General features: G+C 36.1%; 13 protein-coding genes, 1 pseudogene and 1 riboswitch. Of the genes and pseudogenes, 6 read left to right on the forward strand and 8 right to left on the reverse strand.

Annotated features, from left to right (window positions below):
* Window positions 1-61: 61 nt before the first annotated feature.
* Window positions 62-1,117 (reverse strand): FecCD family ABC transporter permease, encoded by a 1,056-nt coding sequence (locus MVE64_RS09010; RefSeq protein ID WP_247345685.1) that lies wholly within the window; start codon window positions 1,115-1,117, stop codon window positions 62-64.
* The gene (locus MVE64_RS09015) at window positions 1,114-2,115 is read right to left on the reverse strand and encodes a FecCD family ABC transporter permease (RefSeq protein WP_247345688.1); all 1,002 of its coding nucleotides are present in this window, start codon (window positions 2,113-2,115) and stop codon (window positions 1,114-1,116) included. Before MVE64_RS09015 ends, MVE64_RS09010 begins: the two co-directional genes overlap by 4 nt.
* Window positions 2,116-2,270: 155 nt before the next feature.
* On the opposite strand from MVE64_RS09015, the gene MVE64_RS09020 reads away from it, so the two are divergent.
* Complete coding sequence (locus MVE64_RS09020; protein WP_247345691.1) at window positions 2,271-3,275, forward strand: ABC transporter substrate-binding protein; 1,005 nt, start codon at window positions 2,271-2,273, stop codon at window positions 3,273-3,275.
* 99 nt (window positions 3,276-3,374) lie between these two features.
* Entirely contained in the window at window positions 3,375-4,100 is a 726-nt protein-coding gene (locus MVE64_RS09025) for a ZIP family metal transporter (protein ID WP_247345694.1), read from the forward strand.
* 51 nt (window positions 4,101-4,151) lie between these two features.
* Here MVE64_RS09025 and MVE64_RS09030 read toward each other — a convergent pair.
* The 4 genes and pseudogenes from MVE64_RS09030 to MVE64_RS09045 all read right to left on the reverse strand — a co-directional run bounded on the left by MVE64_RS09030 (window position 4,152) and on the right by MVE64_RS09045 (window position 8,117).
* Window positions 4,152-5,472, reverse strand: a pseudogene (locus tag MVE64_RS09030) (TrkH family potassium uptake protein).
* A gap of 2 nt (window positions 5,473-5,474) precedes the next feature.
* Window positions 5,475-6,131: a potassium channel family protein gene (locus MVE64_RS09035; protein ID WP_247345695.1), complete on the reverse strand. Its 657-nt coding sequence runs from the start codon at window positions 6,129-6,131 to the stop codon at window positions 5,475-5,477.
* Between the two features lie 136 nt (window positions 6,132-6,267).
* Window positions 6,268-6,423, reverse strand: a riboswitch (cyclic di-AMP (ydaO/yuaA leader).
* A gap of 252 nt (window positions 6,424-6,675) precedes the next feature.
* On the reverse strand, window positions 6,676-6,852 hold the full coding sequence (locus MVE64_RS09040) for a twin-arginine translocase TatA/TatE family subunit (RefSeq protein ID WP_247347009.1): 177 nt from the start codon (window positions 6,850-6,852) through the stop codon (window positions 6,676-6,678).
* 80 nt (window positions 6,853-6,932) lie between these two features.
* The gene (locus MVE64_RS09045) at window positions 6,933-8,117 is read right to left on the reverse strand and encodes a D-alanyl-D-alanine carboxypeptidase family protein (RefSeq protein WP_247345698.1); all 1,185 of its coding nucleotides are present in this window, start codon (window positions 8,115-8,117) and stop codon (window positions 6,933-6,935) included.
* 160 nt (window positions 8,118-8,277) lie between these two features.
* On the opposite strand from MVE64_RS09045, the gene MVE64_RS09050 reads away from it, so the two are divergent.
* The 3 genes from MVE64_RS09050 to MVE64_RS09060 all read left to right on the forward strand — a co-directional run bounded on the left by MVE64_RS09050 (window position 8,278) and on the right by MVE64_RS09060 (window position 9,527).
* Window positions 8,278-8,700 carry a TetR/AcrR family transcriptional regulator gene (locus tag MVE64_RS09050; RefSeq protein ID WP_247345700.1) on the forward strand — a complete coding sequence of 141 codons (423 nt, stop codon included), beginning with the start codon at window positions 8,278-8,280 and terminating at the stop codon, window positions 8,698-8,700.
* A gap of 159 nt (window positions 8,701-8,859) precedes the next feature.
* A complete protein-coding gene (locus tag MVE64_RS09055) occupies window positions 8,860-9,207 on the forward strand; it encodes a DMT family transporter (RefSeq protein WP_247345703.1) in 348 nt (115 codons plus the stop codon).
* A gap of 2 nt (window positions 9,208-9,209) precedes the next feature.
* Entirely contained in the window at window positions 9,210-9,527 is a 318-nt protein-coding gene (locus tag MVE64_RS09060) for a DMT family transporter (RefSeq protein ID WP_247345706.1), read from the forward strand.
* Between the two features lie 39 nt (window positions 9,528-9,566).
* On the opposite strand, the gene MVE64_RS09065 is transcribed toward MVE64_RS09060, so the two are convergent.
* A complete protein-coding gene (locus tag MVE64_RS09065) occupies window positions 9,567-10,358 on the reverse strand; it encodes a DUF2935 domain-containing protein (protein ID WP_247345708.1) in 792 nt (263 codons plus the stop codon).
* 143 nt (window positions 10,359-10,501) lie between these two features.
* Between MVE64_RS09065 and MVE64_RS09070 the strand changes: the two genes are divergently transcribed.
* Window positions 10,502-11,389, forward strand: a complete 888-nt coding sequence (locus MVE64_RS09070) for a manganese catalase (protein ID WP_247345711.1) — start codon at window positions 10,502-10,504, stop codon at window positions 11,387-11,389.
* On the opposite strand, the gene MVE64_RS09075 is transcribed toward MVE64_RS09070, so the two are convergent.
* Entirely contained in the window at window positions 11,386-11,826 is a 441-nt protein-coding gene (locus tag MVE64_RS09075; protein WP_247345713.1) for a GNAT family N-acetyltransferase, read from the reverse strand. The genes MVE64_RS09070 and MVE64_RS09075 overlap by 4 nt on opposite strands.
* Between the last annotated feature and the right edge of the window lie 12 nt (window positions 11,827-11,838).

The following is an 11,838-nucleotide window of genomic DNA, read 5'->3' on the forward strand; positions in this document are numbered from 1 at the left end:
CTTTTTGTATGGCATATCTAGTTTCTATCTCACATGGCTATCAGAGCCAGAAATCTTACTTTCACGAATTCCTTGTTTTATATAGTAAGTAAATAAAATAAGGTGCACCGATTGCTGCAGTAAACACACCTGCTGGAACCTCTAATGGAGAGAATAACGTTCTCCCAATTAAATCTGCCAACATAACAAGTATGGCACCAAGCAATGCAGAGACTGGTAAAAGAGCACCAAAGGAAGATCCTACCATTCTCCTTGCCATATGTGGGGCCATTAAGCCGACAAATCCTATAACACCTGCAAAGGCTACCGAAGCACCTGTTAAGGCAGTCCCCAGTAATAATAGTAAAAATCGGTTCCTTTGTACCAAGCTGCCCACACCTGTTGCCAATTCATCACCGAGCTCTTGTATATTCACATCTCTTATTGAAATCAAGCAAATGATTAATAATATAATAACAACGGGAAGTAATATACGAACCTGTTCCCATGTTGCACCATACACTGTCCCTGTAATCCATACATTTGCTTGTGATGCTTGATAGATGGGACCTTTCACCATAAAAAGTGTAGTTAAAGACTGTGCCAGCATTGACAATCCGATCCCAATAAGGACGAGTCGCACAGATGAAGATCCATTCTTCCAAGAAAGTAAGTAAACAAGTATGCCTACAATGGTTGCACCAATAAACGCTGCAACTGGCATCCATTTAACGCTTACAATCAATGAGTTGTTTCGATCGCTAAAAAGCATTAGGAAGCAAACAACACCAACTGCTCCCCCACCTGTTATTCCAATAATATCCGGTGATGCTAATGGATTACGTATTAAAGCCTGTAGTATCGCACCTGCTACCGCTAAGCTTATTCCTACTAATAAGGCAATAATAATACGAGGTAATCGAAAAGAATAAATAAATAGTTCATCCATCTCTGTACCAAAGCCAAACAAGGTTTTCATAACATTGATAGGAGTTATAAAGACCTCGCCAATACCTGTACTTAACATAAAAATTAAACATGTAACACCTAACAAAATACACGAAATAAATAATGCCTTTTTATCAATTAGAAAGGATAGAAAACCTGACCCTAACCTTAACTTATAATATTTTTTCACTTTCCGAACCCCCTACGTGCTATATAAATAAAAAAGGGAGTTCCGATAAACGCTGTCATAACCCCTACTGGAACTTCTTCAGGCATAACAATATATCTTGCAAGGATGTCTGCAAATACAAGGAGTGATCCTCCTAAAAAGGTACTAAAAGGGAGAATCCAGCGATAATCATTACCAACTAAAAATCGGGCGAAGTGAGGAATAACAATTCCGATAAAAGCAATCGGTCCAGCAACAGCAACAGCTCCCCCACCTAAAACAATAACTAGTAATGCCCCTGTAAGCTTTACTACTCCTGTTCGCTGTCCTAATCCTTTTGCAACATCTTCCCCCATTGTTAACACATTAATTTTTTGTGAAAGAATCATACTTAATATAATGGCAGGTAAAACATAAGGAAGTACCATATACAATCCTTCCAGCTTTCTGCCTTGAATAGAACCAGCTAGCCAAAATAACACTTGATCAAGTGCCGCTTCGTTTACTACTAATAACCCTTGTGTCAGAGAAGAAAAGAGTGCTGCCATTGCTGCACCTGCTAATGTTAACTTCATTGGAGTTAGCCCTTCCCTACCAAATGACCCGATAAAATATACAATAAATGCTGAAAAGGCTGCACCTGCAAAGGCAATCCAAATATAAGCCTGATATGAGTTAACATAAAACACTGAAACTGCCACAACAATAAAAAATCCAGCACCGGCATTTATTCCAAATACACTTGGTGAAGCTAAAGGATTTTTTGTTAAAGCTTGCATAATTGCACCTGCAAGCGCTAGACTCGCACCGACGACTGCCCCTATTAAAGCTCGAGGTAGTCGAACATCGTACACAATAATATGTTCATTACTTCCGTTAAAATGAGCAAATGCATCATAAACTGTTTTTAAGTTTGTATCTGTATAGCCAAAAACAAGACTTCCACACATTAGTAGAATAAGTAAAATAAATCCTAAAATTAAGCCAAGCGATTTTTGATAAGAAGATTTCAATAACATAGCTGCTCCTATTTATAACTTTATTTCATAACAATCTTATCAAATAATAATGATTTTGAAAATCGTTTTCAATTAGATGTTGACAATTGTCCTAATTCCTTTTATTATTCTCATTGTAAATGAAAATGATTATCAAATACATTGGAGGTTCAAACATGACAGTAACATCACGTAAGTCTTGGTTATCATTATTTTTATTAAGTATGACCATCCTTATTCTCGCAGCCTGCGGTAATACCAATGAGGAATCAACAGAAACTGAAGGTGCAGAAGGATCTAATGATGCTCCTGCAGAAGAAACATATACAGTGGAACATGCAATGGGTTCAACTGAAATTACTGGTACTCCCGAGAAGGTTGTTATTTTAACAAACGAAGGAACTGAAGCATTATTATCTATGGGTGTTACACCGGTCGGTGCCGTACAATCTTGGTTAGGTGATCCTTGGTATGAACATATTACTGATAAAATGACAAATGTTGAAGTTGTTGGAACTGAGAGTGAAGTAAACGTTGAAGCAATTGCTGCCCTTAAACCAGATTTAATCATCGGTAACAAACTTCGCCAAGAAAAAATCTATGAGCAATTAAAAGCTATTGCACCTACCGTTTTCTCTGAAACTTTAAAGGGTGAATGGCAGGATAATTTCAAATTATATGCTAAAGCATTAAACCGTGAAGATGAAGGTCAAAAAGTGACTGATGATTTTGAAGCTCGTATTTCCGAAATTAAAGAAACTGCTGGTGATAAAGTTAACCAGGAAGTATCTGTTGTTCGATTTATGGCAGGTAAAACTAGAATTTACTATAAAGATTCTTTCTCAGGAGTAATTCTAGAGAAGTTAGGCTTTGCACGTCCAGCTGTACTAGAGGAGGTTTTCTCTGATAATCCAGAAGATTTATTTGCTCGAGAAGTAGGTAAAGAAGTTATTCCAAAGATGGATGGAGACATTTTATTCTACTTTACATATGCACCACCTGGTGATACAGAAGCAACAAAAACAGAAGAAGAATGGACGAATGATCCACTTTGGAAAAACCTTGAAGTTGTAAAAGCAGAAAAAGCTTACAAAGTTGACGATGCTATTTGGAACACAGCTGGTGGAGTTCTAGCAGCTAACCTGTTATTAGATGATATTGAAGCAAAGCTTGCTGAATAAATAGAGAAATAAAGCGACTGACAATGTTAGTCGCTTTTTTGTTTTTTCTAAAATGAATAGGGAAAAATAAATGATATGACGTGAGAGAGGGTGAGGTACTTGCTTCAAGCAGCACTTTGGGGAGCGTTTGCTGGATCACCTATTTTTTTTGGTGCATTAGTAGGTATCTTTACAAATCTCCCTAAAAAAATTACTGGGTTGATTATGTCATTTGGGACTGGTGTGTTAATTGGAGCTGCTGCTTTTGAATTGTTAACTGAAGCTGTTGATGAAGGTGGCTTACGATCTACATCTATTGGGTTTCTAGTCGGTGCATTGGTATTTACTTTATCTGAAGTTATTGTTTCTAAAAGAGGAGGAAGAGATCGAAAACGTTCAAAGAAGAGCAGTGAAAATCATTCTGGGATCACCATTTTCATTGGGACGATTATTGATGCGATTCCTGAATCTGTGATAATAGGTGTAAGCCTTCTTGAGCAAGGTACAGTTAGCTACCTAATGGTTATTGCTGTATTTATTAGTAACTTTCCTGAAGGATTATCAAGTACAGTTGGGTTAAAAAAAGATGGTTACAGCAAAAAGACAATTCTCACGATGTGGTTAATTGTTGTTTCACTTTCTTCTGTTAGTGCATTATTAGGTTTTGGACTGCTACAGAATGCATCAGCAAGTATTATTTCTTTTATTTCAGCTTTTGCAGCAGGTGGGATTTTTGCGATGGTATCATCCACTATGATGCCAGAGGCATTTGAAGAAGGTGGAGCCATTGTGGGTTTAATTGCATCTCTTGGATTATTGAGTTCCTTGTTTCTATCTCATTTATAACAAGGAAATAATATAAGGAAAAACCACTAATCAAGTGACTAGTGGTTTTAATCATCCCGTTAATATATCTTCCTGTGGATAACGGATTTTTTCTTTGGAAGGACTCGCGAGCGAGAACATTAACGTTAGCGGACCAATTTTCCCTAAAAACATAATAAAAATGATAATTTGTTTACCAGCAAACGTTAGCATGCCGGTTAAGCCAGTTGAGAGACCGACTGTCCCAAACGCTGAGACAACCTCAAACATAATATCTAGAAAGGATGCTTCTTTCTCTGTGATATTTAATAGAAGAATTCCAAGAATGACAAATACAATACTAATCATCGTAATAGCAAGTGCTTTTAAAATAAACGATGAATTGATGGTTCGTTTGGAAACTACTATATCATTTTTCCCTCTAAGAAATGTAACCGTTGCAAGTCCAATAACCAATGCAGTTGTTAGTTTGATTCCACCACCTGTGGACCCACTGCCTGCTCCGATAAACATTAAAATAATAATAAAAAAGATTGTTGTTTCATCTAAACCTCCCATATCTACCGTGTTAAACCCAGCTGTTCGCGGTGAAACCGCCTGAAAATACGAAGCCCCAAAGCTTATCACCTAAAGATAAATTACCTAGTGTTTGGGGGTTGCTGTATTCTACACAAAAGATAAAAAACATCGCAACAATGTTTAAAACTAATGTCCCTGTTAGCATTAATTTCGTATGTAACGATAATTTTCTGTACGATCTTTTCTTCCATACATCAACGAGAACAGTAAATCCTATTCCCCCGATAATAAATAAAAACGAAATAACAATATTTATGATTGGATCTCCAACATACTGAATTAAATTATCAGGCCATAAAGCGAATCCAGCATTATTAAAAGCTGAAATAGAGTGAAAGAAGCTATAAAAAAGTCCTTTTGATAAACCATATTGCGGCACCCAGCGTATTGCTAGAAACACCATGGCAATCATCTCAATAGTAATAGAAAAAACAAATAAGTACTTAACTAGCTTTATAATGCCACCTACTGAGGTTTGATTTAACGCATGCTGCATTAACAATCTTTCTTTTAGCCCTATTTTCTTTCCCAGCATAATAAAGATCAGCACAGCAAATGACATAATCCCTAGTCCACCAACTTGTATTAAAAGAGCAATAATTAATTGTCCGAATGTTGTAAAGGTTGTACCTGGGTCAACAGTTGCTAATCCCGTCACTGTCATGGCCGACGTTGCAATAAAAAGAGCATCAATCCATTTGATATGATCATGTGTTGAAAATGGTAATTTTAATAAAAGTGTTCCAACCGATATAGATACCACAAATACAGAAATTAACAACTGAGATGGATTTAGTTTAATAAATTTTTTCATTATTACATCCCATACTCTTCGAAATCAACAATATCTTTATTTTTTCCGATGATCAGCAAAACATCTCCGAGTGTAATTTTCTCCTCAGCACCAGGTGAGACAAAAATTTCTTCCCCCCGTTGAATGCCGACAATATTACATCCATACTTTGAACGTATATCCAAATCTAAAAGTGTTTTATTACACAATTTTTTTGTAGCTACAACCTCAACCATGCTGTATTCTCTTGATAATTCTATATAATCGATCATTTTTTCAGATATAATATGATGGGCAATTCGTTTGGCCATATCTCTTTCAGGATGTATAACTCGATTCACGCCAATTTTATCTAATACCTTTTGGTGGTAGTCATTTTGCGCTTTTGCCCACACCTGTGGAATTCCTAATTCCTTTAAAATTAATGAAGTTAGAATACTCGCTTCAATATCATCACCAAATGATACAAATGCGTGATCCACATTTCGTACACCTAACTGCTTTAGAATTGTTTCATCTATTGCGTTAGCTCTTACGGCATGTGTTGCATAGGCTGCGTATTGCTGAACCTTTTCTTCACTTTTATCAATTGCAAGCACTTCAATCCCAAGCTCGTGAAACTCTTTTACAAGGCTTCCACCAAAACGTCCTAAACCAAACACAGCGAACTGCTTTTTCACCATAATTCCTTCTTTCAATATAAAAGTATAAATGCTATTTTAGCTACTTTATCGTTTAGTTAAGCTTGTAGCTCTCCATATTTTTGCACAAAAAAGACACAAAGGTACCGAACCCCTGTGTCTGTATTTAGGCACATGTTCATCCCTTCAACGCTGACGAGGTTAGCTGTCGGATTCGGGCAAAAGAGAATAGGCCTACAAACGCAAAAAAACGTTTGATTCACCCCAAGTCAAGTTTGACATCTTTTATGGGTCCCCCGCTCCTACTTATAGGATTAAGCGATTATTGATACTCTATTCTGTTTTTATGGTATTTCTATAAAAATTAGCATAAGCAAAAACTTAACGATTATGAATGTTATCTTACTCCTCTAAGTAATTGATCGTAAAGTATTAATTTTTGCTTAAAAAGACGAAATTGGAATAAGAAGGCTCGTTTAACCGCTTACAAGCCATTTTTACTTAGTCGCGCTTTTTATTTCGTCTTTCTACATACCCCTATCAAAATAGAAAAGAGACAATCCAAATGATTGTCTCCTTTTGCTTACTCTTTATTGTTTTTAACCGAAGAGTCGTCATCATCCATCAGACCCTTTGTTGCATTTTTAAATTCTCTTAATGTTTTACCGGCTGCTTTACCAAGTGCAGGTAATTTGTTTGGTCCAAATAACAATAGTGCGACAAAGATAATGAGAAAAATTTCTCCAAAGCCTAAGTTCATCATCGAACACTTCTTTCTAAAAGAATGATAGAAACTTCTATTAAATTATAATGGAGTGCTTGGAAGAAAGCAAAATAGATTTAAGATGTTTTTCTCACTTGCACATAGAAAAATACTGATAAAAACAAAGCTAGAAATAACGAAAAGGGAACAAGAAGCAACAGATGCTTATTTCCACTTTCCTTCTCTTTCACTTCATCTGGTACTACAACTTCACTATCCATTTTTTTATTGGTTTCTACACTTTTTATCTTTGTAAGCGGAATCTTTTTTATAGATCTGCCGTTGTCTCCGTTCATTTCAAGTTCACCGGTCGAAATGACTTCTTTCGTAATGATTTCTCCTAAACGCTTTGTAACGTACTCATCTTCATTAAGCATATATGTGTTATTTAAGTGATCAGTAAATTGTTCATTTGCCATAATCTTTTCAGTTTCAAAATTCTGGAACCCATAATCGAGCAATGCTTTTGTATCTTCATATGCCTGATTATCTGACATAGCATTTAATGTAACAGCTATTAAACTAATTTTTTCACGGCTTGCCGTTGTGACTAGGGTAAATCCTGATTCCTGTACAAATCCATTTTTACCACCAGAAATACCTTCATATTCTTTATCTCGAACCATTTCATGATGATTAACAATGGTTGTATCCCAAGTTTGACCGTCCCAAGCTAACTCACTAGTTTGAAAAATCTCCATAAATGTTTCGTTTTTCATGGCATATTGAGTGATTTTTGCCATATCTTCAGCAGTTGTGACGTGTTCTGGATCATAAAGTCCATGTGGGTTTTTAAATGTTGTGTGCTGTACGCCAATTTCCTCTTTTAAATAGGAATTAAAGTCAGTAATAAACTCATCAATCGATCCACTTACATGTTCAGCTATTGCTACACCTGCATCATTACCAGAATTAATAACCAGACCTTGAATTAATTTCATTAAAGGAACCTGTTCACCAACCTCTAAGTAAACACGTGTACCATCCACATTTCTAGCATTCTCACTAACTGTTACAATATCTTCTAAATGACCTTTTTCTATTGCATAGATTGCTGTTGCAATTTTTGTAATGCTGGCAGGCGGCATTTGCACCTGACTATTTTTTTCATATAGTGTTTGACCTGACTTGGCATCTAGTAGAATGACTGATTCGCTATAAAGTGGTAAATCTTGATTTTCTAAAGCATAAATACTATTTGGTATAACTATTGTCCATACTAACAGAATGAAAAAAACAGATTTTATTTTGTTTTTTATCATGTTGTTACCCCTATCAAATTTAGTTCTATTCCATATTAGCATAACAAGACAGAGATTAAGAGAGCAATGTAAGGTTTTAGTAATTGATTCTTTATGATTGACTCTTTTAAAAAGACAGTATATACTTCGAAACTGACGAACGTAAGGAAGGTTGATCATTATGTCAGCAATTGAAATAAAACAGTCTGGTTTACAACAATTCGCCCAGCATGGATATGATGGTACGTCACTATCATTAATTGCTAACGACGTTGGGATAAAAAAGCAATCTATTTATTCTCATTTCGCAAACAAAGATGAATTATATCTGACCATCTTAGCTGAGGTTATTGAAGATGAAAAAAATTACATTCGCAACTACTTTTCAGAAAATGAAAAACTTGAATTAAAGTCGAAGCTTTATCATTTTTTGACAAACAGTTGTCAAAGGTATGAAAGAGAAGCTTCTATGAAATTTTTATTAAGAAACGGTTTTTTACCTCCTTCCCATTTACATGAGAAAGTGATGGAAATCCTTTATACCTATTATGAGGCAGTTGAAATGATCGTTTTGAATCATTTACAAAATCATCAGCCGAATTAGCTTTTCCAATTACAGAGGTGGCAGTTTCATACATCGGTCTATTCGATTCTTTATTAGTCGAACTTCTATATGGTGGGTTTGAACGTTTCCAGCGACGATTAAATGCTTCCTGGAATATTTACTGGAAAGGTATATCCAACTAAAGGAGGGATAAGACATATGAGTAAAAATTGGTTTCTTGTTTATTTTGCCGTTATTTTTGAAGTTAGTTGGGTAACCGGGTTAAAACATGCAAACAGTACCTTAGCATGGATCATGACAATCCTATCAATTCTTATTAGTTTTTATCTATTGATTTATGCAACGAAGCGATTGCCGATTAGCACTGTTTATGCTGTATTTACAGGACTAGGAGCTACTGGAACTGTTATTATTGAACTTCTGTTTTTTAGTCATGAAATAAACTGGGTTAAAGTCGGACTTTGCGCAATCTTAATTGCAGGGGTTGTTGGTCTGAAAATGGTGACGGACGATCACCAAACCCCTTCTTCGAAAGGAGAGATATAATCATGGATTGGTTATTCCTTATTTTAGCTGGTCTTTGCGAGGTTGCTGGGGTTGCTGCGATTGCCCGATTTAATATGCATAAAAGTTGGCTTAATGCATTTTTTCTGGCTTTAGGTTTTGGAACTAGCTTTTTATTTCTGACCATAGCTATGCAGACTATTTCAATGGGAACAGCTTATGCTGTCTGGACGGGGATCGGAACAGTTGGCAGTACATTATTCGGCATCTTCTTTTTAGGAGAACCTGCTGGTTGGAAAAGATTATTATTTATCTCAATGATTATTTCAGCAACAATTGGTCTGAAATTTATACCATCTTAGACGTAGAATAGGCAGTGCATCTAATGCACTGCCTTACCTTTACCTTCTAGGTTTAGTTGGATCACAATTTGGCTTTTCTGTGTTTGAAGCCTCTGCCACCTTCATTAAGTAGTAGCACTCTTCCCTCATCATATGATCTGCCATTAATGGCGAAAAAGTACTAAGCATTTCATTATTTAATTCCATCTCCTCTATTTCCGATAAGAAGCCTCTAAATAATTCAATTTCCAGCTTTACATCTTTATTCATTTTAGTTAGGGCCGGAAAAGAGTCCACATTTGCTCGTAAATAGCCTGATAATTCTACTGCTTTTAAATAAAAATCTTCAAAGTCTTTTGTAAACACATCACTCTTTTGCTTCAATTGCTTTTCAGCTCTATCTAAAGTGTCTGAAATAGCTCCTGCATGACCTGCAGCATCTAACAACCACAATAAATGGTGATGAAGCTCGTGAAAAATTGGCGGCTTTTCCTTCTTTTTCAAATAAGAAAGAACCAATAAATATTCCTCAAGCTCATTGACCATATGATTTATAAAAGAAGGTGGAAGATGTATGGTAATTTTTCCAACGAGATGTCTTTCAATGATTGAGAGCTTAAACTCACGAAGTTCTTTTGCATATTCTTCAGCTTCTAATGTTAAGGCTACAAAGTTAGTTTGTTCTCTTGATTTTAATAATAATGTGTCAAATATATCTTTAAATTGCTTTGCCTTCTTAATATCCTCCTGCTCATTTACTGATAGAGCATTTAGAATAAACCGGGCATGGTCTCCAAGAACTTGTAGCCAAAACTGATGTTCAAATGCTGCCGCTTGCTCATATGTTTTCATCTTCAGCCTCCCCTTTTGTTATTCCTTAAACTTTATGACTAAAGAGCTCGTATTAGTAAATAAACATGAAAAAAATCAGCATATCCTCCTTTACGAGGAATATATATACCATGTTCACACAAAAAAAATGAGGAGGGTTTCTTATGTTTTATCACATCAAGGAACTTCAATATAATGCGAAACCCGATCGTCCAGATGCCGTTTATGCAAAAAAGCTTCAGGAAATCTTAGGTGGTCAATTTGGGGAAATTTCAGTTGCGATGCAATACTTATTTCAAGGCTGGGGAACAAGATGTCCTGGAAAATATAAAGATATGCTTTTAGATATTGGTACAGAAGAGCTTGCACATATTGAAATGCTCGCTGTTATGATTGGGAGATTGCTAGATAATGCTCCATTAAAAGATCAAGAGGAAGCAGCAAAAGATCCTGTTATTGAAGCTGTTCTTGGGGGAATGAATCCACAACATGCGATTGTTTCAGGACTTGGAGCAATGCCGGCTGATAGCGTTGGAAACAGATGGACAGCAGATTACATCATAGCTAGTGGTAACTTATTAGCTGATTTTAGAGCAAATTTAAATGCTGAGTCACAAGGTAGACTTCAAGCAGTACGTTTATATGAAGCAACAGATGATCGTGGTGTTAAGGATATGCTTTCATTTTTAATAGCTAGAGATAGAATGCACCAAAATCAATGGTTAGCTGCGATTGCTGAGTTAGAGGCCAAGGAAGGAAAAACTGTACCTAGTACATTCCCTATTAATCTTGAAGCACAGCAATTTTCTTATAAATTTATGAATCTTTCAAGAGGAGAAGAAAGTGCTACGGGACGTTGGGCGAGCGGTCCAAGTATGGATGGTCAAGGTGTATTCGAATACGTTCAACACCCACAGCCACATGCACCAAAACCAATTCCACGTCCAGCACCACCTGTTTATCTGTTTATCATGACACTCCCCCAGGAGCCTGTTAAAAAAATGAGGCAATCGGTCCATACCGATTGCCTCATTTTTTTAAGGATGAGTTAATGAAAAATATGTCTTTCCCAATACATCATAAGATCGTCTTCTTCCACTTTTGTCATTGATAACTTTTCTAGAACTTTAATAGAAGCCGTATTCGTCTTTAAGCATTCTGCAATCACCTTTTTAACCTTGCCTGATTTAAAGGCCCAATTAATGAGTGCTTCTACAGCTTCAGTTGCATATCCTTGTCCCTGTGCTTCATTCAATATTCCATATCCTACTTCAACAATACCGTTTTCAGGTTTTCCTTTAAATCCAATATCGCCGATCAACTGTTCATCATCTTTTCGAAAAACTAGCCATACTCCCCAACCTTTGAGATCAGAGTCTATTTCTACTTCTTCCAAATAGTGCTGAATATGTGGCCCGATCTCCATCTCCACTGGTAATAATTTCTCTTCACAAGGCTTGATCATTAGTCTGTTCGTTACAATTTCCATGTCTTTTCCTCT

This window comes from Metabacillus endolithicus, assembly GCF_023078335.1.
Classification (GTDB): Bacteria; Bacillota; Bacilli; order Bacillales; family Bacillaceae; genus Metabacillus; species Metabacillus endolithicus.

What these genes read in the sequence shown, in the direction of transcription:
- MVE64_RS09055 (WP_247345703.1), top strand. Translation starts at nt 8,860, where the DNA reads ATGAGTAAAAATTGGTTTCTTGTTTATTTTGCCGTTATTTTTGAAGTT.
- MVE64_RS09060 (WP_247345706.1), top strand. Translation starts at nt 9,210, where the DNA reads ATGGATTGGTTATTCCTTATTTTAGCTGGTCTTTGCGAGGTTGCTGGG.
- MVE64_RS09075 (WP_247345713.1), bottom strand. Translation starts at nt 11,826, where the DNA reads ATGGAAATTGTAACGAACAGACTAATGATCAAGCCTTGTGAAGAGAAA.
- MVE64_RS09040 (WP_247347009.1), bottom strand. Translation starts at nt 6,852, where the DNA reads ATGAACTTAGGCTTTGGAGAAATTTTTCTCATTATCTTTGTCGCACTA.
- MVE64_RS09065 (WP_247345708.1), bottom strand. Translation starts at nt 10,358, where the DNA reads ATGAAAACATATGAGCAAGCGGCAGCATTTGAACATCAGTTTTGGCTA.
- MVE64_RS09045 (WP_247345698.1), bottom strand. Translation starts at nt 8,117, where the DNA reads ATGATAAAAAACAAAATAAAATCTGTTTTTTTCATTCTGTTAGTATGG.
- MVE64_RS09015 (WP_247345688.1), bottom strand. Translation starts at nt 2,115, where the DNA reads ATGTTATTGAAATCTTCTTATCAAAAATCGCTTGGCTTAATTTTAGGA.
- MVE64_RS09050 (WP_247345700.1), top strand. Translation starts at nt 8,278, where the DNA reads ATGTCAGCAATTGAAATAAAACAGTCTGGTTTACAACAATTCGCCCAG.
- MVE64_RS09020 (WP_247345691.1), top strand. Translation starts at nt 2,271, where the DNA reads ATGACAGTAACATCACGTAAGTCTTGGTTATCATTATTTTTATTAAGT.
- MVE64_RS09070 (WP_247345711.1), top strand. Translation starts at nt 10,502, where the DNA reads ATGTTTTATCACATCAAGGAACTTCAATATAATGCGAAACCCGATCGT.